Origin of the sequence: Chelativorans sp. (assembly GCF_031180965.1) — a bacterium.
GTDB lineage: Bacteria > Pseudomonadota > Alphaproteobacteria > Rhizobiales > Rhizobiaceae > Chelativorans.
On sequence record NZ_JAPSLH010000020.1, the window covers coordinates 25,248 to 46,473 of the forward strand.

Annotated in this window: 20 protein-coding genes; 13 read left to right on the forward strand and 7 right to left on the reverse strand. The window is 63.2% G+C overall.

Going from position 1 to position 21,226, the window contains the following annotated elements; genetic code table 11:
- Window positions 1-2 precede the first annotated feature (2 nt).
- From RIN79_RS14930 to RIN79_RS14945, 4 genes are read right to left on the reverse strand one after another with little or no spacing between them, the layout of a single operon-like run.
- Window positions 3-932 carry a sugar ABC transporter permease gene (locus RIN79_RS14930; RefSeq protein WP_309085464.1) on the reverse strand — a complete coding sequence of 310 codons (930 nt, stop codon included), beginning with the start codon at window positions 930-932 and terminating at the stop codon, window positions 3-5.
- Window positions 933-943: 11 nt separating this feature from the next.
- Window positions 944-2,191 carry a sugar ABC transporter substrate-binding protein gene (locus tag RIN79_RS14935; protein ID WP_309085465.1) on the reverse strand — a complete coding sequence of 416 codons (1,248 nt, stop codon included), beginning with the start codon at window positions 2,189-2,191 and terminating at the stop codon, window positions 944-946.
- Window positions 2,192-2,212: 21 nt separating this feature from the next.
- Window positions 2,213-2,998 carry an SDR family NAD(P)-dependent oxidoreductase gene (locus RIN79_RS14940; protein WP_309085466.1) on the reverse strand — a complete coding sequence of 262 codons (786 nt, stop codon included), beginning with the start codon at window positions 2,996-2,998 and terminating at the stop codon, window positions 2,213-2,215.
- Window positions 2,995-3,759, reverse strand: coding sequence for an FCD domain-containing protein (locus tag RIN79_RS14945; RefSeq protein WP_309085467.1), 765 nt, complete (start codon window positions 3,757-3,759; stop codon window positions 2,995-2,997). The genes RIN79_RS14940 and RIN79_RS14945 overlap by 4 nt, the downstream gene beginning before the upstream one ends.
- Before the next feature lie 196 nt (window positions 3,760-3,955).
- On the opposite strand from RIN79_RS14945, the gene RIN79_RS14950 reads away from it, so the two are divergent.
- From RIN79_RS14950 to RIN79_RS14960, 3 genes are all read left to right on the forward strand, one after another.
- Window positions 3,956-5,077, forward strand: coding sequence for a mandelate racemase/muconate lactonizing enzyme family protein (locus RIN79_RS14950; RefSeq protein WP_375165944.1), 1,122 nt, complete (start codon window positions 3,956-3,958; stop codon window positions 5,075-5,077).
- Window positions 5,078-5,151: 74 nt separating this feature from the next.
- Window positions 5,152-6,006 carry a DUF6772 family protein gene (locus tag RIN79_RS14955; protein ID WP_375165945.1) on the forward strand — a complete coding sequence of 285 codons (855 nt, stop codon included), beginning with the start codon at window positions 5,152-5,154 and terminating at the stop codon, window positions 6,004-6,006.
- On the forward strand, window positions 6,006-6,341 hold the full coding sequence (locus RIN79_RS14960) for a hypothetical protein (RefSeq protein WP_309085469.1): 336 nt from the start codon (window positions 6,006-6,008) through the stop codon (window positions 6,339-6,341). The genes RIN79_RS14955 and RIN79_RS14960 overlap by 1 nt, the downstream gene beginning before the upstream one ends.
- Window positions 6,342-7,103: 762 nt before the next feature.
- Here the strand turns inward: RIN79_RS14960 and RIN79_RS14965 are convergent.
- The gene (locus RIN79_RS14965) at window positions 7,104-7,850 is read right to left on the reverse strand and encodes an SDR family NAD(P)-dependent oxidoreductase (RefSeq protein WP_309085470.1); all 747 of its coding nucleotides are present in this window, start codon (window positions 7,848-7,850) and stop codon (window positions 7,104-7,106) included.
- 8 nt (window positions 7,851-7,858) lie between these two features.
- A complete protein-coding gene (locus RIN79_RS14970) occupies window positions 7,859-8,764 on the reverse strand; it encodes an amidohydrolase family protein (RefSeq protein ID WP_309085471.1) in 906 nt (301 codons plus the stop codon).
- A gap of 215 nt (window positions 8,765-8,979) precedes the next feature.
- Here RIN79_RS14970 and RIN79_RS14975 point away from each other — a divergent pair, with 215 nt between their 5' ends.
- Window positions 8,980-9,954, forward strand: a complete 975-nt coding sequence (locus RIN79_RS14975) for a D-2-hydroxyacid dehydrogenase (protein ID WP_309085472.1) — start codon at window positions 8,980-8,982, stop codon at window positions 9,952-9,954.
- On the opposite strand, the gene RIN79_RS14980 is transcribed toward RIN79_RS14975, so the two are convergent.
- Window positions 9,935-10,972, reverse strand: coding sequence for a LacI family DNA-binding transcriptional regulator (locus tag RIN79_RS14980; protein WP_309085473.1), 1,038 nt, complete (start codon window positions 10,970-10,972; stop codon window positions 9,935-9,937). The genes RIN79_RS14975 and RIN79_RS14980 overlap by 20 nt on opposite strands.
- Before the next feature lie 221 nt (window positions 10,973-11,193).
- Here RIN79_RS14980 and RIN79_RS14985 point away from each other — a divergent pair, with 221 nt between their 5' ends.
- The 9 genes from RIN79_RS14985 (at window position 11,194) to RIN79_RS15025 (ending at window position 21,161) form a co-directional block, all read left to right on the forward strand.
- Complete coding sequence (locus RIN79_RS14985) at window positions 11,194-12,381, forward strand: enolase C-terminal domain-like protein (RefSeq protein ID WP_309085474.1); 1,188 nt, start codon at window positions 11,194-11,196, stop codon at window positions 12,379-12,381.
- Between the two features lie 28 nt (window positions 12,382-12,409).
- Window positions 12,410-14,155: an ABC transporter substrate-binding protein gene (locus tag RIN79_RS14990; RefSeq protein WP_309085476.1), complete on the forward strand. Its 1,746-nt coding sequence runs from the start codon at window positions 12,410-12,412 to the stop codon at window positions 14,153-14,155.
- 77 nt (window positions 14,156-14,232) lie between these two features.
- Window positions 14,233-15,228: an ABC transporter permease gene (locus RIN79_RS14995; RefSeq protein ID WP_309085477.1), complete on the forward strand. Its 996-nt coding sequence runs from the start codon at window positions 14,233-14,235 to the stop codon at window positions 15,226-15,228.
- Window positions 15,225-16,097, forward strand: coding sequence for an ABC transporter permease (locus RIN79_RS15000; RefSeq protein WP_309085478.1), 873 nt, complete (start codon window positions 15,225-15,227; stop codon window positions 16,095-16,097). The genes RIN79_RS14995 and RIN79_RS15000 overlap by 4 nt, the downstream gene beginning before the upstream one ends.
- Window positions 16,094-17,074, forward strand: coding sequence for an ABC transporter ATP-binding protein (locus tag RIN79_RS15005; RefSeq protein WP_309085479.1), 981 nt, complete (start codon window positions 16,094-16,096; stop codon window positions 17,072-17,074). The genes RIN79_RS15000 and RIN79_RS15005 overlap by 4 nt, the downstream gene beginning before the upstream one ends.
- Window positions 17,058-17,900: an ABC transporter ATP-binding protein gene (locus RIN79_RS15010; RefSeq protein ID WP_309085480.1), complete on the forward strand. Its 843-nt coding sequence runs from the start codon at window positions 17,058-17,060 to the stop codon at window positions 17,898-17,900. The genes RIN79_RS15005 and RIN79_RS15010 overlap by 17 nt, the downstream gene beginning before the upstream one ends.
- Window positions 17,893-18,990, forward strand: coding sequence for a Gfo/Idh/MocA family oxidoreductase (locus RIN79_RS15015; RefSeq protein ID WP_309085481.1), 1,098 nt, complete (start codon window positions 17,893-17,895; stop codon window positions 18,988-18,990). The genes RIN79_RS15010 and RIN79_RS15015 overlap by 8 nt, the downstream gene beginning before the upstream one ends.
- Complete coding sequence (locus RIN79_RS15020) at window positions 18,987-20,174, forward strand: enolase C-terminal domain-like protein (protein ID WP_309085482.1); 1,188 nt, start codon at window positions 18,987-18,989, stop codon at window positions 20,172-20,174. The genes RIN79_RS15015 and RIN79_RS15020 overlap by 4 nt, the downstream gene beginning before the upstream one ends.
- A gap of 33 nt (window positions 20,175-20,207) precedes the next feature.
- Window positions 20,208-21,161: a GMC family oxidoreductase N-terminal domain-containing protein gene (locus RIN79_RS15025; RefSeq protein WP_309085483.1), complete on the forward strand. Its 954-nt coding sequence runs from the start codon at window positions 20,208-20,210 to the stop codon at window positions 21,159-21,161.
- The last annotated feature ends 65 nt before the right edge of the window (window positions 21,162-21,226 follow it).

Below are 21,226 nucleotides of genomic sequence, written 5' to 3' on the forward strand. Positions count from 1 at the left end.
CGTCATCGCATGTCCTTTCGCCTGAGCGTCATCTGGATCACGGTCAGGACGAGCACGATGACGAACATGATCATGGCGAGCGCGGAGGCGTAGCCGACATTGAAGAACTTGAATCCCTGCTCGTAGATGTAGAAGGCGAGCACCAGCGTGCCGTTCTCCGGCCCGCCGCCCGTCATCAGGTAGATGTGGTCGAACACCTTGAACGACCCGATCATGGTGATGACGAAGATGACGAGCGTCGTGGGCGCGAGCAGCGGCCAGATGACCATGCGGAAAATCTGCCAGTTCGACGCGCCTTCAAGCCGCGCCGCCGCCTCATAGTCGCGCGGGATCGCCTGCAGGGCGGCGATGTAGAGGATCATGTTGAGCCCAACCATCTTGATGACGCGGGTGACGATCACGGCCACCATCGCCCAGTCGGGTTCGCGAAGCCAGTTCGGCCCGTCGATGCCGACACTGGCAAGGAGCTGGTTGACCGCACCCGCCTCGCCCTGGAGGAGGAAGCGCCAAACGATGGCCCATGCCACCGCAGACGTCACCACGGGCGCGAAGAAGACCGTGCGGAAGAAGACGACGCCGCGGAAGGGCCGCGAAAGCGCAAGCGCCAGGGTCAGCGCAAGCGTCATGTTGAGCGGCACGAGACCGATCGCGAAAACGAAGGAATTGCGCAGGACGTGCCAGAAGTCGGGATTCACCGACAGCGCGTCCACATAGTTCTTCACGCCGACGAATGTGGCTTCCTGGGTGAGCAGGTTCCATTCCGTCAGGCTGAAATACATAACCGCGAGAAGCGGCCCCAGGAAGAAAACGAGAAAGCCGGCGACGGTCGGGCTGACAAAAAGCCACGCCTCGATCGCCTCCCGCCGGCGGAGAGAAAGTCTCGGCGCGCGCCATGGGCGCGCCGAGGTCTTGTCGGTGAGGGTGTCCGCCATGGGCCCGCGGATTACAGCAGCGGTTCGATGGCCGCGCAGACGCCGGCGAGCGCCTGCTTGACTTCGGCGTCAGGCTTCCAGAGGGTGTCCACGCGAGGCGCCATGGCCGCAAGGATCTGCGGGCTCTTCTCGTGGCTGGGCAGCACCTTGCCCTTGGCGATGGCATCGCTGACATGGGCCATCTGCTCCGCCGGGATGATGGCGTTGGCCGAGGTGAAGGCGTCGCTCTCCAGTACAGACTTGCGCGCCGGCGGAAAGAACTGCGCCATCTTGGCCACGTTCTCCTTGTTGGTCATGTGGGCCACGAACTCGGCCGCAAGCTCTTTCTGCTCGCCCCGCTCGAAGACGACGATTGCCGCCTGGCCGATCACAGGCGACTCGCCCGCAGGCCCGGAGGGAAGCGGGGCAATGCCCCATTCGAAACCGGCTTCCGGCATCTTGGACGCGCGCGAGATCTGGTTGATGGTCATGGCGGAGGAGCCGGAGAAATAGTCGCCCTGCTCGCCGGGCGGCACGATGGATTTGTCCTTGAAGACCATGTCGTGCAGCTGCTGGACGGCCTGCACGGCCTCCGGCTTGTCGAAACCGCACTCGCCGTTTGCCCAGACGTCGCCGCCATGGGCGCGGATCGGCGGCATCAGCGCGTGCATGATGCGGGATTCATACCCCTGGCCGTCCTTGAACTCGAATCCCCACTTGCCGGTCTTATCCTTAATCGTCTTCGCGACCTCCTGGAACGTGTCCATATTCCACTTGCCACTGGCGGCGAGCTGGAGCGGATCTTCCAGACCGGCCTCGTCGAACAGCGTCTTGTTGTAGAAGATCATGAATGGCGAGGTGGAGAAGGGCACTCCGTAGACCGTCTCGGCCTTGGTCCAGAGCCCGAGCGCCGGCTCCGAATAATCGGCGAAGTCATAGCCTTCCGCCTCGCGCAGGGTTGGACCGAGATCCATCAGGACGCCGGCCGCGGCGAAGGTCGGTGCCGCATCCTCCATCATCCAGCCCAGATCTGGCGGGTTTCCGCCTGCGAGCTGGAAGGTGAGCTTCTGCGTGTAATCCGCCGCTGGAATGGTCTCGAAGCGGACGGTGACGTCCGGCTTCGTCGCCTTGAAGCTCTCGGCGATTTCGTTGAGCATCTTCAGATGCGCCTCGCTGCCGGTCCAGACGGTGAAGCGCAGCTCTTCGGCAAGAGCCGGCCCCGAGATCAGGCCCAACGACAGGATCGTCGAGGCGGCCAGGCTTTTCATTCGCAGATTCATGAGATGTCCTCCCTTTTCGTTTCAGCTGTTTGTGGGTGCGTCGCCGATCGACCATCCGCCGTCGACGGGAATGTCGGCGCCGGTGATGTAGCCCCCCGCCTCGCTGCAGAGGAGCAGCACCGGGCCGACGCAGTCCTCCGGCCGGCCAGCGCGGCCGATCGGGATCTTTGCCTCTACGGCACGCCGGAATGCGGCATCTGCGTAGAGGTGGGCGTTGCGCTCGGTTTCGATGGCGCCGGGCGAAACCACATTCATCGTCACGCCAGTTCCCGCCACCTCCCGCGCCAGCGCGCGGATAGCGGTGAGCTGGGCGGCCTTCAACGCGGCATAGACAACAGTCTCGGCGCGCGGCCTCTTGGCCAAAACGCTGCCGATCGCAACCACCCTGCCCCAGCCGCGCGCTGACATCTCCGGCACGAGCACCTGGGCGAGAATGAGGAGCGAGGTGAAGTTGGCGGCGAAATGAGCTTCCATGTGGGCAGGATCGATCTCTTGCCACGATCCGCGCTGCTCGATCGCGGCATTCGCGATCAGGATGTCGACCGGGCCATGCCGCTCGACCACCGCCTTCGCCAGCGCTTCGGTCCCGCCCTTGGGGGAGAAATCAGCCTCCACGATTGCTGCAGCGCGGCCCTTCTCTTCGATTGCTGCGCAAACCGCGAGGGCGCCGTCCCGGTCGCTGAAATGATGGAGAACGATGTCGGCGCCGCTCTCGGCCAGCGCGAGCGCGATCGCCCGGCCGATGCCGGAGTTTCCGCCCGTCACCAACGCTTTGCGGCCGGCAAGAGAAAAACGGCCGGCACTCATCGTCTGCCGCTCCCGTTGTCCTGGCTGCCCGCAACCTCGAAGGAGGCGATGTCCGCGGCCTCATAGTGCTTGACGATGGCCTTTTCGGCACCGTCCTCGTCCCCGATCTCGATGACCAGATAGATCGCCCGATGACGTTCGACCGTGGCTGCCCAGTCCGCTTCGGTGCGGTTGCTGCGGCGGGAGAAAAGCTCGGAGACTTCGCGCTGAACCGAGCGAAGCCCCTCCACCTGCACGCGCATCATCGTGTTGCCGGTGGCGAGCGCCAGTCCGTGATGGAAGGCGATATCGGCTTCGGTGAAAGCCGCGGGATCAAGCAGCGCACGTTCCATATCGCCCACCGCCGCCTTCATCACCTTCAGTCCCTCGGGCGCGCGGCGGCGGGCGGCAAGCCGGGCGATTCCCGTCTCGACGACCAGGCGCATCTCGTTCGCCTCGCGCAGGCGCTGCAGGCTGGAGCGTATGGCAAAGCCGTAGAAACGCTCCAGCGGCTCGCCATTGAGCGCCTTCACGCGCGCCACCTTGCCCTGCTGTGTGTGGACAAGGCCGGCGCCAGCCAGTTGCCGCAGAGCCTCGCGGGCGATCGGCTTGCTCACTCCGAACTCTCGCGCGATCTCGCCTTCAGACGGCAGAGGATCGCCGGGAGCGAGTCGGCCTTCGAAAACCGCATCGGCAATCGCCTCGAACACCGCATCGGCCAAGCGCGACGGCACGGCAATCCTGGCGGAAAAGAGCGGGGGGTCGGTGATTGCAGCGCTCATGAAGTCCTCTTTCCCGCCTCTTAGCATACGCTTTCCAACATAGCAACTAAGTTTGATAGTTGCGCAGCTATCTAGTCTCGGCTAAGAATGGCTCGCGTTCCGCGCAGGCGGCGAATGTAGGAGGCGGGCAGGAATGCAGGCGGAGAGCAGTCAAGGTATGTACGGGCAGCAGGACCACAAGGTAGAGTCTGCGGCCATGCCCGAGCTGCGCATCACCGATGTCATTGCTCACCCGCTGACGCAGACGCTGCCCAAATCCACAGTCACCTCCTGGGGCGCCTATACGGACGTGTCGATCGTGCTGGTCGAGGTCCGCACGGATGCGGGCATCACGGGCGTCGGCGAAGCACTGGCGCGCTTTTCGCCCAAAGCGTATGCGGAGCTGATCGAGACATCGCTGAAGCCGCGCCTGATCGGCAAGGATCCGCGCGACATTGGCGCCCACTGGCAAGCGATGCGCCGCGCCCTTTCGGGCCGTGCGGGCGGCATGCTGATCGAGGCGATCGCCGGTGTCGACATCGCGCTCTGGGACATTCTGGGGAAAGCCGCCGGCCTTCCGATCTACAAGCTTCTGGGCGGCGTGGGGCGCACGGAAGTTGCCGTCTATGCGGCCTCGGTGAACTGGGTGGGCGATGCCGAGGCGGAGCGCGAACTGGAGGACTATCTCGAGCGCGGTTTTAACCGGATCAAGGTGAAGATCGCCCGCCCGGTGAAGGATGCCTGCCGCCGTATCGAGCAGCTGCGCCGGCGCGCCGGCGACGATGTGGAGCTCTATGTAGACGCGAACTGGGCCTATCAGCTGGACGAGGCCGTGGAAGTGGGCCGGACGCTCTCCGCAAACGCCTATGGCTGGTTCGAGGAGCCGCTCGCGCCGGAGAACGAGCAGGGCTACGAGGAGCTGCGCCGGCTCTGCGACGTGCCGCTGGCGGCCGGCGAGAGCAACTATACAGTCGACCAGGCAATGCGGCTGGTGATCAACCGCACCCTCTCCGTCCTGCAACCGGACGTCGCCCGCGCCGGTGGCATAAGCGAGACGCGGCGCATGGCCGAACTGGCGCGCAACCATGACGTGGCCTATGCGCCGCATATAGGCATGTCCGGCATCATCTGCGAGACGGCGAGCGTGCATCTTGCGGCCGCCATGCCGAACTTTCGCGTCATGGAAAGCGAGACTGACGGCAGCCCGTTCAAGACGCAGCTGGCAGACCTCGCGCCCGGAGCCCTCCGCCAGAAGAACGGCATGATCGATGTGCCCCAGCGCCCCGGCCTCGGTCTGGAGATCGACTGGGACGCGGTGCGCAGCCTGCGCAGCCAGTAAAACTTTCGCAATCGGAGACGATGTTGAGCAGAAGCGACACCAGCAGCGATTTCGGCGAGACGGTCCGCCGGGCGATGAACCTGTCCAATCCGGGGCTCAGCCGGTTCGACCCGCTGCCCCGCATCATCACCCTGGACGAGTTCTCGCGCGGGCACTGCGGCTGGTCGCAGCTCGTCGGCAACTATGAGAACACGCTCGACACGATGCTGCCGGGCTATGCGCAGCACACAAGTGCCATGCTTTCCACCCTTCCCCATTGGGACGCGGGCTCGCATGGCGGCATGCGCGGATCCTACGCGCTCAAGATCGCCACTCGCCCGCATCCCGGCGCGCAGAATGTCGCCATCAAGCGCCTCACCTTCCGCAAGCGTGGCCCGATCCGCTTCGAGGCCTATTTCACCTTCAAGCCGGAGGCGACGGAACTGAAGCTCGGCGAGACAGACGTGCGCTCGGTGGGCTTCCTCTTCGACCTGCAGGGCGGCGACCGCGACGATGGGGCGGAACGTGTCATGCCGCATCTCAGGTTCCTCAACGCCGAGGGTGGCCAACATCTGCAGAAATGGCAGTTCAAGAACGAGACGACAAAATTCCAGCCGGTCGGCGATGGCGAGAAGACCTTGAGCCACTATCACCTCGCGCCGGAGGGATGGCAGGACCTGCCGGGCGGGAGCCAGCGCCTGTGCTACAACGAGATCGCCACCAAGGTGAACTGGAGCTACCTGCGCTTCGACTTCGATCTGGCGGAGATGAAGGCGCTTTCCTTCCAGTGCAACGACCGCGTGTTCGACATGAGCGGCTTCGATTCCATCCGCATGCCGGCCATGAAGAACCTCTGGTGCATGCTCAATTTCTGCCTTTTTGCCGAAACGGATGTGGCCAGGCGCGCCTTCCTCTATGTCGATTCCGTCTGCATTTCGGGTGATTTCTGATGCTGCCTGAGAACATCACCGCTATCCTCGCCCGCAACGAGACCTGGAGCGGCGAGGCGGCGAGCGAGCCTTATGAAGCGGGCTGGGCGCGGGAAGCCATCGTCTTCGTGCGCGCGCTCAAGGATCCCGTCGGCCCTGCCCCGCTGGCGCGCATCGAGATCTCGCCGGACGGCATGCACTGGGTTCCGGAAGGCACCGAGATGCCCCTGCCTTCGCAAAAGGACGGCATGGCCGTGGCGCGGCTTACACACTTCGGCAGCTGGCTGCGCGTGGCGGCCTCATTCGAGGACGACGCCTCCTGCACGGTTCTGGTCACCCTCCACCTCAAGGCATAGCAGATCGCGCCCTTTTGTCTGCCCCATAGTCCGTCACCCGGCGAGCACCACGCCCGCTGCCATGATGCGGTCGGGAGACCTCCGGCGGTTGCGGACACGCTGAGGACGCAGCCACCTTGAAGAGTGAGCTCGCGGGCCGCACAAGCTGCGTGCTACCGCATCCGCAAAGCGCCCATCTCTTCTTTTCCGGCCGAATGGGTGGCGAGGCCTCGTGACCGCCGCGAGCGACATTCGTTACAAACCGCTGTGTGAGACGGTTAATAGGCTGCTGGAACGCTATGTTGCTGCTGTGACCTCACAGGTTCGTCCAGCATCAGCAACATGTATGTCCGAATGATGCGGGCAGCGCAGGAATTAAGCGTGTCGGCCCTACTTCGACGGTTGTGCGATGCGACAGAGGGGGAGCCTCAAAGGCGACGATGATCGATTCACCTGGCTATCAGAACGCCAGCATGGACTCCATTCCAGAGACGGGCTTGGTGTGCGGTAAGGCCAAGCGGCCGATCGGATTGTCAGCACAATTGAAGACTACATTGTGCGAGCGCCCGACGAATATCACCGACAGGTTGGAACCTGGAGCCGCTTGGGTGCCTCTCACCGAATGTTAGCGATGCACCCAGAAACGAGCAGGAAAGCGACGGGCAGCCGCTGCGCTGCCGCTCCAGAAACGAGTGCGCCAGCTACTCGCTGACAAAGCCGCGCCCGCATCGACAATTTCCTATGCCGGGTGCATTGAATCACAACCCCGTCCGCCTGAAGGCGCTAATACGTCGCGCGACCTCCGGAAAGGTCGAAGACGGAGGCTGTCGTAAAGCTGTTCTCCTCCGAGACGAGCCAGGCTACCATGTTCGCAGCCTCATCCACTTCGAGGAAGCGGCCCCGGGGTATGCGGCTCAACATGTAGTCGATGAATTCGGGCTTCAGCTCGTCGAGGACCCGGGTCTTTGCGGTCGCGGGCGTGATGGCGTTGATAGCGATGTTGTAGCTCGCGCACTCCTTGCCCACAGCCTTGGTCATGCCGATCACACCGGCCTTCGCCGCCGCATAGGCGGAAGCGTTGGGATTGCCTTCCTTGCCGGCGATCGAGGCGATGTTGACGATGCGGCCGTAATTGCGCGCCTTCATGCCCGGCAGCACTGCGCGATTGACATAGAAGGCGCCGTTGAGATCGATCTCTATGACGCGGCGCCATTCGTCCAGCTCATATTCATCTAGCGGCGCGTTCTTGCCGGCAATGCCCGCAGAATGCACGAGTATATCGATTCCGCCGAGCCGCTTCTCCGTCTCAGCCACTGCCGCCGCGACTTCGTCATAGGACGTGATGTTCACCTTTAGCGTGCTCGAAGCGCTGCCAAGCTCGGGCGCCACCTCGGCCAGCATTTCCTCGTTGATGTCCCAAAGCGCTACCTTTGCGCCTGAGGCCATAAGGCGCCGGGCAATCGCGAAGCCGATTCCCTGAGCCCCGCCGGTGATGACGGCAACACGGCCGTTGAGATCGATCTGGTTCATGGATTTCCTCACCTCGTGCCTTGTGAAAATCGATAATAGCGCAGGGCATTCTCGCGGAAGAGCGCGCCCCGCTCTCCGCTGGAGAAGTCACTCGTAATCGTGTCGAAGGCCCGCCAGAGCGCCGGGTACTCAGCCTTGAGCTTGTCGACCGGGAAGTTGGAGGCAAACATTGCCCGGGCTGGCCCGAAGGCCTCCAAGGTCTCGAAGACGATCGGCCGCATGCTCTCCACCGACGCTGTGGATGTCCGCATGCTGAGCCCGCTGATCTTGACCCCCATATTGGGCAGTGCGGCGAGCTTCCGCATACCCGCCTTCCAGGTCTTCCAGCCGTCCAGGGTGAAGTCCGTCCACATGCCGGCATGGTCGAGGATGAATTGCGTCTGGGGCGCCTGCGACGCCAGCCTGGCAGCAGCGTCCATCTGATGAGGATAGAGTTGGAGATCGAAGGAGAAGCCGCGATCGCCCAGCAGCTTCAGGCCGTCGAGAAAAGCAGGCACGGCAATCAAGTCGCAGCTCCCGACGGAAAGCTCGGGGTCTGGATGGGTGTTCACGACCTGGCGTATTCCGCGAAAGGCGGTAAGGGCGGCTTGGCGATCGAGGAGCGCCGGGAAGCCGGGTGAGGTAAGATCGGCGTGCCCGACAATCGCCAAAGGGATTGGGCTGCCATCTGCCACCTTCTGCAGGCTCTCCACCTCTTTGAGGGCATCTTTGGGAAAAGCTTCGACATGGACAGCCGCGAGTACCTCCACATCACCTTGCCCCTCCTCGAGGAACTCTTCGAGCAGATAATTGCGGGCAATCGCGGCGTTGGAGCCGAAGCGCGTCCGGCGGGGCTTCTCGAAATGCGGATAAAGGCCCGTGCGAAGATCCCAAAGGTGAATGTGCGGATCGACAACCTTCAGCGTGTCAGACATTTAAACCTCCAATACTCGGCAGCGGCCCTTCTTCTGTCCATCGTGTTGCCGGCCAGGTTTATGAGTAGTCTCTGATCCCTCATCGAGGACTTTTTTTCGGAGCTTCGCGGGGATCGCCCGGAGGTTGACGCCCCCTCGCAAGGCCCTGATGATAGGCGCCGGGACATCGAATCCCTTACGGACGGGATCGTTTTCCCAGCAAAGGAAATCTCCAGATGCGCGTACTTTATTGGGGACTGCCGCACCACAGCCCGCTGATCGACGAACGGTTGCGCAGGATTGAAGGCGTCGAGCTCGCAGCGGTGGCCGATGAGGCCGCCGCCATGCGAGAGGCGGCTGGAGCAGAGGTACTGGTCATCACCCCCAACCGTTACACTGAAGCGGTCGAGCAGGCCGTGCATGCATCCGGCCGACTGCGGCTGGTACAGCTCCTCTCCGCCGGTTATGATCCGCTTCTCGGCCGCAGCTTTCCGCCCGGGACAGTGGTGGCGACGGCCGGGGATTCGCTCGCTCCGGCGGTGGCCGAACATGCAGTCGCGCTCACGCTGGCGCTCTCGCGCCGGCTCGACCTTGCATTTGCCAACCAATTTGGCGAGCGATGGCACCGCGCTCCGTTCAGCAGCTTGGGTTCGCTTTGCGGCAAGACAGCCGCGGTGTTCGGCTTCGGATCGATCGGCAAGGCAATCGCGATGCGGCTCCGCGCCTTCGGCACACGCGTGGTCGGCGTTTCCCGCAGCGGTGCTCCGGATGCGGCCGCAGACGAGATGCGGCCCTTCGGCGAGATTGCCGAGGTCGTTGCGCAAGCGGACCTGATCCTGGTCGCCTTGCCGGCTTCGCCGGAAACGGAAGGCCTGTTTGGCCATGAACTCTTCCGCGCCTGCAGGAAGGGAGCGCTCCTGGTCAATATCGCTCGCGGCAGGATTGTCGACACTGACGCGCTCATTGATGCCTTGAATGAGGGCCAGCTTGGCGGGGCAGCGCTCGACGTGACGGAGCCCGAGCCGCTGCCGCAGGGACATCCGCTCTGGCGCGCCCCAAACGTGATCATCACCCCCCACTATGCCGGCCTTGGTGCGCAGCAGGAGTTGGGTGATTTCGTGGCGCAGAACCTGGAGCGGCTGCGCGCGGGCGTTCCACTTCTGGCCGTCACCAGGCTTGGAGGTGGCCACATCAGGCACTCTCCCGGCTGAGAATTTCGAAGCCGAGGCGTACGGTGCGAGCGCCCGGATCTTTCCCCGAAAGCCTTTGCAGGAGCGCCTTGCCCGCTTCGCGACCCATGTCCTCAAGCGGAAATTTGATGGTGGTGAGCGCCGGCTTGATCCACTGCGCGACGGGAGAGTCGCCGAAGCCAGCAATCGCGAGCCGCCCCGGTACCTCGATGCCGACGTCGAGCGCGTAGCGAATGGCCCCCACGGCAAGCTGGTGGCCGGCAAAGACGACGGCGTCCGTCTCCGGCGTTTCGCGCAGGATGGTTCCGACGATTTCGCCGCCCGTTCCCGACCCGGGCTGGCTGGAGACGGAAAAAACCCGCGGCTGATCGAGTCCATTGTCGCGCGCGGCTGCAATCAGTCCCTCCTGGCGGCCGTTGATGCGGCTATCCTCGAAATCTGTGTGGCCCACAAAGGCCAGATTCCGGCGGCCACGGGAGATCAGGTACTGCGCAAGAGAGTGACCCGCTTCGAAGTTGGACGTGCCAACCCCGACATCGATCGGGTCCTGGATGTGCTCGAACATCTCCACAGTAGGCACACCGGCCCGCCTGAGGAGGGCGGAGCATTCGGACGCATGATCGCGGCCGGTGAGCAGCAGCCCGTCCACCCGGTGCCCGAGAAATGTGCGCACGAGGTCCAGTTCCGTGCGCGCTAAGTAGTGCGAGGTGCCGAGCAGGACCTGGTACCCAGCAGGCGCAAGAATTTCCATCGCGGCCTGGAGGACCACGCTGTGCACCGGGTTGAGCATCGTTGGGATCACGGCACCCACGACTCTGCTCTTCGAGGAAGCAAGGCTTGAGGCAAGTCGGTTCGGGATATAGCCCAGCTGCTCGGCCACCCGCAGCACGTGCTCACGCGTCTTTGTGGATACGCGCCCAGGATTGCTAACGCAGCGCGAAGCAGTGATTAGGGAGACGCCCGCCGCCGCGGCGACATCCTCCAATCGAACCGTGGATTCACCAGCGAGGCGTACGGGTCTTGACACTTTCTCATTCACGGTGATACCACCTCATGGATAGCGCTATCCACATACGCGTTGTCGCAGGAATAGGCAAGCGCGAAGTAGGATGGTCAATAGCAGCCACGCGCATGTTCGCGCCGGTGTATATTGCGAAGAATGAGGAAGGCTGACGCAATAATGGATAGCGCTAACCATCAGCGAAGGCGAGTTTGCGGCTTTGCCTGCTGGAGAGACCTTCTGCTGGCCAGGCGCCGCTCATGAGGATCGCTGATGTCCGCCTACTGCTTCCAGCTGACTGCTCGTACTTCACCGACAGTGCGGCTTCCGAGGATATCGCGCAGCGCGGATGGGTCACGCGGCTCCAAGTTGCCAACCCAATGTCGACCTATCCGCAGTATGCAATGTCGCGGCGCAGCTGGATGGGGCCCGGGCAGGAGCACTATGCCATCGAGATCGAGACTGATACGGGCGAGGTAGGCGTCTGCGCCAACTACTACGGCGGCGCAATGGCCTGCGAGATCATCCGCGCTCATTTCAGGCGCTTCCTGCTCGGCCAGGATCCGTTCGACAGTGCCAAGATCTGGGACCAGATGTACCGCGCCTCGCTGCCCTACGGCCATGGCGGGCTCATCGGAATGGCCATAGCCGGGGTTGACCTCGCGCTCTGGGATCTGAAGGGAAAGCTTCTCGGTCAGCCGGTCTATAAGCTGCTTGGAGGAGCCACCAAAGACGACGGCATACCCTGCTACCTAACCACTCATTCGGACGCGGTCGGGCATTGGCGCGACAGCGGATTCCTGGGCGTCAAGATTGCTGCGCCCTTCGGCGCGGAGAGTGGGCGGGCCGGGGTACTCAAAATGGAGAAGCTCATCCGCGAGCTGCGCGAGACGATCGGCCCTGACAAGGAGATCATGATCGACTGCTACATGTCCTGGGGACACGAGTTCGCGCTCGCCGTGGCCGAGAGGGTGAAGAATTGCGGTGTAAAATGGTTCGAGGATCCGCTGCCGAGCGGCTGGGCCGCTGACGCCAATCGCGATTTGCGCAAGGCGCTAGTGCCCATCGGTCTGGCGAACGGCAACATGGAATTCGACCACCATGCCTTCGCCGGATTGCTGGAGGCGGGCGCAAGCTCGGTCATCCAGCCGGAAATCCATTGGTGCGGCGGCCTGACGGCCGTGCTCCGCATCGCCGCCTATGCAGAGCACCATCATGTGCCGCTCGTCCCGCACGGGCCCAACATCTATCCAATGCATCTCGTGATGGCCAATGCCGGCTCCCCCTATGCGGAGTTCGTCACCGGCGGCGACGGCACGACGCTCGTCAACATCTTCGACCTGCTTCTGGACCAGCCGCTCCCCGTGGAGGGGCGCTACCACCTGCCGGACACGCCAGGATTCGGCGTGCGGCTGAACCACGATCGGTTGAGGAAATACCCGTCTTGAGACGGAAGCGCAGCAAAGGGAGGATGACATGAAGCGACAGACGATCCTAATCGGAGCATTGCTGCTCGGTCCCGCGGCAATGGCACATGGCCAGGAACTGCGCGAGGTTCCGCGCAACCGCACGCTGATCACCCAGGGTTGGGACTACTACAATCAGGTGCCTGCACCCTCGAACTACCATCCCTATATCAGCCCGCTGCAGAACATCCGCAATGTGCTGCACTACACGATCAATGAGGCGCTATTCTACACGAACCACCAGACCAACGAGATCATTCCCTGGATCGCCGAGTCCTTCACCTACAACGATGATTTCACCGAGGTCACGCTCAAGATCCGGCCGGACGTGAAGTGGAGTGACGGCGAGGCGCTGACGGCGGAAGACGTTGCCTTCACCTTCGAGATGCTCAAGGGCGCCGCGCCCGACCTTTCCCTTTCGAGCACTATCAGCGAATGGGTTGCATCCGTCGAGGCGACGGACGCACAGACCGTGGTGCTGAAACTCAGCAAGCCCGGGCCGCGCTGGGCACAGGATACGCTCGCGACCGGTCAGGTGGACCGTTTCGCCGTCGTGCCCAAGCATATCTGGCAAGATCAGGATCCAAAGACCTTCAACAATTTCGACATCGCCAAGGGCTGGCCGGTGGGCACGGGGCCGTTCAAGCTGGTGAAGAGCGACGAGACCTCCGCCGTGTTCGACCGGCGGGACAGCTGGTGGGCGATCGACGCGGGATTGGCGGAGGCGATGCCGGCAATGGAGCGCATTCTCTATCGCCCGGCAACCGCCGACGCCATGACCCAGCTCTTCGCCAACAGCGACATCGACATCGGTCGCGCGCTCAATGTCGGAAATCTCGAGGCCGTGATGGCGCGCAATCCGAACATCGTCTCATGGAACGAGAGCGGGCCCGTGTGGGGAACGAGCGCCGGCTGCACGTGGCGGGTAGTCTTCAACAACCAGGTTGCGCCGTTCGACAATCCTGCCGTGCGCAAAGCGATCGCCGCAGTGTTCGATCGCGAGGAACTGGCGGACTTGGCGTTCGAAGGATCGCAGCCCCCGGCGGTGCTTCCTTTCGCGTCCTATCCCGGCGTCGTGAAATACACCTCACAACTCGAGGAAATCATTCAGGAGTCCGGTGTTGCTGAACAGGATCTGGCCCGGTCGGAACAGCTTCTTACCGAAGCTGGCTTCAAGAAGGGCGCGGACGGCAAATGGCAGTTGCCCGATGGCTCTGCGTGGCCGATTACCATCACAGCGCATCAAGGCACTTCACTGCCTCCCGTCGTTACCAGTCAGCTACAGCGGGCGGGCTTCGATGCGGTTTTCAAGGCGAGCCAGGACTCGGCTTATTTCGAAGCGTTGACGGCTGGCGACTTCCAGCTTGCAACGGCGACCGAATGCGGCAGCCTCTACGATCCGTGGCAAACGCTGCAGCATGTTCATAGCAAGTTTGCGGCGCAGCCCGGCCAGAAGGGCGTCAGTGTGCGGGCGATCACGCGCTACTCCAATCCGGAGATGGATGCGCTCCTCGACCAGATGGAAGCGCGTCAGCCTTCACCTGACGACGCCGAGTACATGGAGCTGGTGAAGTCCGCCACGCGCCTCATGCTCGAGGAGATGCCGCAGGTGACGTTGATCGAGGAACTGCACGCAATCACGTTCAACACCACCTACTGGACCGGTTTCCCGTCGGCGGCAGACCCCTATGCGGCGCCGTATATCGCTTGGAACGGCTTCGCGCTGGTGCGTGATCGGCTTAAGCCGCGCGAATAACGCCACCGCAATTCAGGCCTGCCGGCAGCAAGGATCGGCAGGCCCAAAAGCGCAAAGCCGCTCTAACCGAGACAGAAATGATCGCAACCTACATCATCAAGCGTACCGGAATGATGCTGATCGTGGTGGCGATGGCCCTGACGCTCAATTTCCTCATTCCGCGCGCCATGCCGGGTGATCCCGTGCAGACGATGATCAGCCAGATCTCGGCCCAGGGCGGGTCGAGCTCGAACATGCAGGCGATGGTGGAATCCTACCAGCAGAAATTCGGGCTCGACCTGCCGCTCTGGCAGCAATACCTGAACTACCTCTACGGGCTCATGCGGCTCGACCTCGGATATTCGGTAACGCACTACCCCTCGACCGTGGTGGAGGTGATCGGCACCGGCGCGCTTTGGACGATAGGGCTGTTGGGGGTGTCAACCGTAATCAGCTTCGCGATCGGTACGCTTCTTGGTGGGCTGATGGCCTGGCCCGGCACGGGGCGCTGGGTTCAGGTGATCGCAGTGCCCTTCCTGATGCTCTCCGCGATCCCCTATTTCGTGCTTGGGCTGGTGCTCCTCTTCGCATTCGCCATCGTCTGGAAGTTTTTCCCCGCTTCGGGCGGCTTTCCCTACAATCTCAACCTCGGGCTCAACTGGGCATCGTTTCGCGGCGTGCTCTGGCACGCCACCTTGCCGGCGCTCTCGATCATTCTAACGACGATCGGTGCCTGGGCCATTTCTATGCGCGGGATGGTGGTCTCCGTGCTTGGAGAGGACTACATCACGCTCGCTCAGGCCAAGGGGCTGCCGCCGGCCCGCATCTTTCTTGCCTATGGGCTGCGCAATGCCATGTTGCCGCAGTTCACCCATCTCGGGCTCGCCTTGGGACATGTCGTATCGGGAGCCATCCTGGTGGAGGTGATCTTCGCCTATCCCGGCCTCGGATACGACCTCTACCAGGCCATACAGACCAACGACTATTTCGTCATCCAGGGCATCGTGCTCCTGCTGTCCGTCTCGATAGCCCTGACCATGTTCATTCTCGATCTGCTTTACCCGCTGATCGATCCGAGGATCGCGCTTCGATGAGCATGGCTGCTTCAATTTCCGCGCAGGGGAGGGGCCTGCGCTTTGTCACCCGCGAGCCGATGCTCGTGGGGGGAGTAGCAATCTTTCTCCTCCTGCTCCTAGTCGGCGTCGTCGGCCCGCTTCTGGTCGATACCGGTCTTGCCGAGATCGGCGCCGTGCGGGCCCGGCGCCCGCCGTCCGCCAAATTCTGGCTTGGGACAGATGGCCAAGGCCGCGACATGATAGCAGCCCTCGTCGTGAGCCTGCCGCAAAGCTTGAGGATTAGCCTTTTTGCCGGCGTGATCGGGCTCGGTATCGGCATCGTGCTCGGGCTCATCGCCGCTTATTTCCACGGCTGGGTCGATGCGATCATCCGCACGCTCTGTGATGTGGCGATGACTATTCCGGGCATAGCCGTCCTGGTGCTTGTTGCAACCAATGTGCGCATAATGACAGTGGACATGATCGCCCTGATCGTGGCTGGCATTGCCTGGATGCACCCAACCAGGACCATGCGCTCGCAGACCCTGTCGATCATCAGCCGGCCTTATATCGACGTAGCGCGGCTCAATGCCGTGGTCGGGCTGCGCCTTCTTGCGACTGAGGTTTTGCCCAACCTATTGCCCTTCATCGCCGCGAGCTTCGTGACGGCCGTTTCCTCCGCACTTCTGGCGACGATCGGGCTAGAAGCGCTGGGTCTCGGGCCGCAGAACGAGCTGACGCTCGGCGGCATAATCTACTGGGCGCACTACAATGGTGCGATTTTACGCGGCATGTGGTGGTGGTGGGGACCGCCGGTGGTGGTGATCGCGCTCATCTTCCTGTCCCTGCTCATGATTTCAATCGGCCTCGACAGAATCGTGAACAACCGTCTGAGCGCTGCCCCATGACGAGCACACTTGAAGTCCGGCATCTCCAAGTCGAGTTCCCGCTTGAGCGCGGCATCGCCCGGGCGGTGAACGATGTCTCCTTCACCTTGCATCCGGGCGAGCGCCTGGGCCTGGTCGGTGAATCCGGCTCGGGCAAGACCACCACTATCCTTGCCATGCTGCGCCTTCTGGCCAAGCCCGGGCGGATCGCCGGAGGCGAGGTGCTGCTGGATGGCGAGGATCTGGTGGCAGCCACCGACGAAACGATGCGCCGTGCCCGCTTCTCGCGCATCTCGCTCGTGCCGCAGGGGGCAATGAACTCGCTCAACCCCGTTCTTCGCATCGGCGTTCAGTTCCACGACCTCCTGAAGGCGCATGGCGCGTGGAAATCACGAGGTGAGGCGCGTGCCCACGTGGCGCGCCTTCTCGAGGCAGTCGAACTTGAGCCGGGGGTCGCCGACCTCTTCCCGCACCAATTGAGCGGCGGCATGAAGCAGCGAGTCTGCATCGCCATGGCGATCGCCCTCAAGCCCAGCGTGATTGTGGCCGACGAACCGACGAGCGCGCTAGACGTGGTCGTTCAGAAGCAGGTGTTGCGCACCCTGGTGCGGGTGCAGAAGGAGCTTTCCGCGAGCGTTATCCTGGTTGGCCACGACATGGCGCTGATGTCCCAGTTCGCCCACACGATCGGCGTCATGTATGCCGGCCGGCTGGTGGAATACGGGCCGGTGCGGCAGGTCTTCGGCAATCCGCGCCACCCGTACACGAAGATGCTGATTGCAAGCCTGCCCTCCTTCAGCCATCGCGGGCGCTTCCTCGGTATTCCCGGCGTGGCGCCGTCCCTCTTGGACCCGCCGCCTGGTTGCCCCTTCCACGTGCGTTGTCCTTCCGCTATCGCCGGCTGTAGCCGTGACTATCCCGGGGAATGGTTGGGGGAAGACGGGCACCGCGTGTCATGTCATCTGGTCACGGAGGTGCGCGATGTCCACCCTGCTTAGCGCCGACAATGTCACCGTGACCTTCACCGGTGGCACGCTTGGCCGGCGCCAGGTGAAGCACGCTCTCGACGGTGTCTCGCTGCAGATCGGCGAAGATCCGCCGGCGATCATCGCCATTGTCGGCGAGAGCGGCAGCGGCAAGACAACGCTGACGCGCCTGCTGCTCGGCCTGATGGCGCCGACCGGCGGCAGGGTGAGCTATCGCGGAAAGCTCCTGTCGGAGATGGACCGGGCCGAGCGCCTTACTTACCGGCGTGAGGTGCAGGCGATTTTCCAGGACCCCTTCGCTGCCTACAACCCTTTCTATCGGGTCGATCGGGCGCTTTTGCTGCCGCTCCAGCGGTTCGGCCTGGCGCGCAACCGGGATGAAGCCTATGAGCGCATCCGCGAAGCCTTGACGGTGGTGGGCCTTCGTCCTGCCGAAACTCTCGGGCGCTATCCGCATCAGCTCTCAGGTGGACAGCGTCAGCGTGTCATGATCGCGCGCGCCCTGTTGCTGAACCCTCGCATCATCATCGCCGACGAGCCCGCCTCGATGGTGGACGCCTCGCTGCGCGCCACCATCCTCGACACGCTCTATCGCCTGAAAACGGAGAAGGGCATCTCATTGATCTATGTCACCCATGATCTGACCACCGCCTACCAGATCGCCGATCATGTGCTGGTGATGAACTCCGGAAAGGTGGTGGAATCGGGCGACCCGGATTCCGTGATTCTGAACCCGCAGCACCCCTATACCAAGAGCCTGATCAGTGCAATTCCTTCTGTCGATCCCGATGTGAGCTGGGGCCTTGACGACGATGCTCGGGTGACGGCGCATGGCTAGCCAGGCGCCTATTCGCGCAGCGGTAATCGGCGCCGGCTGGTACGCGGCTCAGAACCACATACCGGTGCTCGCCGCACGCGGCGACCTGGTGCTTGACGGCGTGAGCAGGTTGGGTGCGGAGGCGCTCCTGCGCGTGAAGGAGCATTTCGGGTTTGCCTTCGCGTCCGAGGATTATCGGGAGGTGCTCGCCCGGCGCCCGGATGTCGTGATCGTCGCCTCGCCGCACCACCTGCACTACCAGCATGCGCGCGACGCGCTGGAGGCTGGTGCGCATGTGCTCTGCGAAAAGCCGATGACGCTCGATCCGCGCGAGGCATGGGACCTTGTCAAGCGCGCGGAAGCACAAGGCCGTCACCTGCTGATCGCTAACGGCTATCAATATCTGCCAGGCGTGGAAGACCTGCGCCGACGTATCGCGGAGGGCGCGGTCGGACGTATCGAGCACGTGATGTGCAGCTTCATCTCGGCCACGCGCGACGTCTTTGCAGGCGAGGGTGGCCTGAAGTCTTGGGAAACTTCGTTCTTCAGGCCAGACAAGTCGACCTGGCAGGATCCGGAACAGGGCGGCGGCTTTGCCTATGGGCAGATGTCGCATGCGATCGCGCTGCTTCTCTATCTCACGGGTCTGGAGGCCGGCAGCGTAAGCGCCCACTCCTTCCCAAACGACCGAGTCGATTTCTGCAACGCGGCGACGGTTTCCTTCGCCGGCGGCGCGGTGGGCGTGCTCAGCGGGGCGGCGGCGATGCCTCAGGGCAACCGCGCATTGCTGCGCTTCTTCATCACCGGCAGCGAGGGACTGCTTGTGGCCGAATTCGATCGCGACTGGTGCGAGATCCGTCGTTTCGACGGCGCAGCGGATGGTCTGGAGCTTGCCGACGGCGCCTGGACCTATCGCTGCGATGGGCCGGTAGATGCGCTCGTGGATCTTGCCAAGGGCTTTGGCCTGAACGCGTCGCCGGGCACAATCGGTGCGGCGACCGTCGACGTGATCTCCGCCCTTCTCCAATCGTCGCGCGAAGGCGGACGGCCGATTGCGATCGCCGGTCCACTCGCGCCGGAAAACAAACCTAGCTCGACGGGACCGCAATGAAGATCAAGTCAGTTCGCGCCTTCGCCATCAAGAACGAAATGGTCGGCGCGGCCTACCGCGAGGGGCAGGTGTCCGCGGGCGGCGCCCGGCGCGAGCCGTGGAACAAGTATGCCGATGTGGCAAGCCCGATGGACGGCTATGAACGGTTCAGGGGGCAGCGGTCGAAATGGCGGCCGGGCACGCCGGCCGTCGGCTGCCTGGTGACGGCGGACGACGGCACCACCGGCTTCGGGGTATCGCGCTACGGCAATCCCGTCATCAGCCTTATCAACGATCATTTGGCATCACTGCTCGTCGATGAAAATCCCATGGCAACAGACCGCCTTTGGGACGTGATGATGCGGATTACCTCCACCTACAGCGCCATGGGGATTGCCTCCCACGCCATAAGCGCGGTCGACCTGGCGCTTTGGGACCTCAAGGGAAAGCTGCTCCGCATCCCGGTCTACGAGCTTGCCGGTGGCCCGGCGCGCGAAAGGCAGGTCTGTTACGCTACGGGCAACGACACGGACTGGAACATGGAGCTTGGCTTCAAGGCGACCAAGCTCGCCTGCCCGCATGGCCACTTCGACCGTGCGGCGGGGCTTGCCAAGAACGAGGAACTGGTCGCCAGAACCCGTGAACTCATCGGACCTGACATTGAGCTTATGCTCGATTGCTGGATGTCGGCAGACGTTGCCTATGCCGTGCAGCTCGCGGAGCGGCTTCGGCCCTATGGCCTCACCTGGATCGAAGATTGTCTGACACCGGAGAACATGGATGCTCATGAAGAGCTGCGCCGGCGGCTGCCCTGGCAGACGCTTGCCACCGGAGAGCACTGGTACACACCGCATCCGTTCGCGCAAGCTGCAGCCCGTCGCGTAGCTGACGTCTTCCAGCCAGACATCTGCTGGGCGGGCGGGTTCACCGCCTGCCAGCGCATCAACCACATTGCGGAGACGGCGGGCATTCCTGTCATCTTGCATGCCGGCATGAACACGCCCTACGGCCAGCATTTCAGCCTGGCTGCGCCGAACGTGCCCTGGGGTGAGTACTTCGTTGGCTCCCCTCCCGGCGTGCCCCTCGAGCATGCCAAGGTTTTCCCTGGCATGGCCGTTCCCGAGAACGGCGTTGTCATTCCCAATGGCGAGCCGGGTTTCGGCTTGGGCCTCACCGAGGCCGTGCTGGAAAGCCTGCTTGTGTAGGGCAGCGGAGCCAACGCGAGACGCGGTAGTATTGTGACATGGGACATCATCATCGTCGGCGGAGGGAGCGCCGGGTGCGTTCTCGCCAATCGGCTGTCCGCCGATCGGAGCCGGAAGGTGCTTCTGCTCGAGGCAGGCCGCGACGTGCCACCGGGAAGCGAAGGTGCCGCGATCCTCGACACCTATCCGAGCCGCGCAGCCTTCGACCCCAACAACCATTGGCCAGACTTGAAGGTGCAGACTGCATCACACCTTCATAACCGGCCTGATGCGGCGCCCTACAAAACCTACGAGCAGGCAAGGCTGATCGGAGGTGGCTCCAGCATCAATGGGCAGATCGCCAACCGCGGCACTCCCGCCGACTACGATGAGTGGGAGATGCTGGGCGCGCGAGGCTGGAACTGGCAGAACGTGCTCCCCTACTTCTGCCGCCTTGAAACCGACCTCGATTATGCAGGCCCAATGCACGGGCGCTCGGGACCTATACCCATCCACCGGATCCCTCGCGAGCAATGGCCCGAGTTCTCGCACGCGTCGGCGCGGGCGTTCAACGAACTCGGCTTCAGCGACATCGGGGATATGAATGGGCGCTTCGGAGACGGCTATGCTGCCCTCACGCTATCCAACAACGGTTCGCACCGCGTCTCGGCGGCCATGGCCTATCTTTCCCCGGAAACGCGCTCCCGTCCAAACCTCGCAATCCTCACTCGCGCGCAAGCCCTGAGCCTCCTTTGCGATGGCCGACTAATCACAGGGGTCCGCATTTCGCGCGAGGGGAGAGAGAAGGATCTCATCGGGCGGCAGGTCATTGTTTCCGCCGGTGCCATCCACTCGCCAGCTCTTCTGATGCGGTCAGGAATTGGCCCTGCGGCCGATTTGCGCAAGCGCGAGATCGAAATTATGGCTGATCTTCCGGGCGTTGGCGCCAATTTGCAGGAACACCCAGGCGTGTCGCTCTCCGCTTTCATCCGGCCCGGGCTCGGCTGAAGCTAACGAGGCGCCACATCCATATCGGGCTGCGATATTCGTCGGAACAAGCAGGGGCTCCTGGG

What these genes read in the sequence shown, in the direction of transcription:
- RIN79_RS14930 (WP_309085464.1), bottom strand. Translation starts at nt 932, where the DNA reads ATGGCGGACACCCTCACCGACAAGACCTCGGCGCGCCCATGGCGCGCG.
- RIN79_RS14935 (WP_309085465.1), bottom strand. Translation starts at nt 2,191, where the DNA reads ATGAATCTGCGAATGAAAAGCCTGGCCGCCTCGACGATCCTGTCGTTG.
- RIN79_RS14940 (WP_309085466.1), bottom strand. Translation starts at nt 2,998, where the DNA reads ATGAGTGCCGGCCGTTTTTCTCTTGCCGGCCGCAAAGCGTTGGTGACG.
- RIN79_RS14945 (WP_309085467.1), bottom strand. Translation starts at nt 3,759, where the DNA reads ATGAGCGCTGCAATCACCGACCCCCCGCTCTTTTCCGCCAGGATTGCC.
- RIN79_RS14950 (WP_375165944.1), top strand. Translation starts at nt 3,956, where the DNA reads ATGCCCGAGCTGCGCATCACCGATGTCATTGCTCACCCGCTGACGCAG.
- RIN79_RS14955 (WP_375165945.1), top strand. Translation starts at nt 5,152, where the DNA reads ATGAACCTGTCCAATCCGGGGCTCAGCCGGTTCGACCCGCTGCCCCGC.
- RIN79_RS14960 (WP_309085469.1), top strand. Translation starts at nt 6,006, where the DNA reads ATGCTGCCTGAGAACATCACCGCTATCCTCGCCCGCAACGAGACCTGG.
- RIN79_RS14965 (WP_309085470.1), bottom strand. Translation starts at nt 7,850, where the DNA reads ATGAACCAGATCGATCTCAACGGCCGTGTTGCCGTCATCACCGGCGGG.
- RIN79_RS14970 (WP_309085471.1), bottom strand. Translation starts at nt 8,764, where the DNA reads ATGTCTGACACGCTGAAGGTTGTCGATCCGCACATTCACCTTTGGGAT.
- RIN79_RS14975 (WP_309085472.1), top strand. Translation starts at nt 8,980, where the DNA reads ATGCGCGTACTTTATTGGGGACTGCCGCACCACAGCCCGCTGATCGAC.
- RIN79_RS14985 (WP_309085474.1), top strand. Translation starts at nt 11,194, where the DNA reads ATGAGGATCGCTGATGTCCGCCTACTGCTTCCAGCTGACTGCTCGTAC.
- RIN79_RS14990 (WP_309085476.1), top strand. Translation starts at nt 12,410, where the DNA reads ATGAAGCGACAGACGATCCTAATCGGAGCATTGCTGCTCGGTCCCGCG.
- RIN79_RS14995 (WP_309085477.1), top strand. Translation starts at nt 14,233, where the DNA reads ATGATCGCAACCTACATCATCAAGCGTACCGGAATGATGCTGATCGTG.
- RIN79_RS15000 (WP_309085478.1), top strand. Translation starts at nt 15,225, where the DNA reads ATGAGCATGGCTGCTTCAATTTCCGCGCAGGGGAGGGGCCTGCGCTTT.
- RIN79_RS15005 (WP_309085479.1), top strand. Translation starts at nt 16,094, where the DNA reads ATGACGAGCACACTTGAAGTCCGGCATCTCCAAGTCGAGTTCCCGCTT.
- RIN79_RS15010 (WP_309085480.1), top strand. Translation starts at nt 17,058, where the DNA reads ATGTCCACCCTGCTTAGCGCCGACAATGTCACCGTGACCTTCACCGGT.
- RIN79_RS15015 (WP_309085481.1), top strand. Translation starts at nt 17,893, where the DNA reads ATGGCTAGCCAGGCGCCTATTCGCGCAGCGGTAATCGGCGCCGGCTGG.
- RIN79_RS15020 (WP_309085482.1), top strand. Translation starts at nt 18,987, where the DNA reads ATGAAGATCAAGTCAGTTCGCGCCTTCGCCATCAAGAACGAAATGGTC.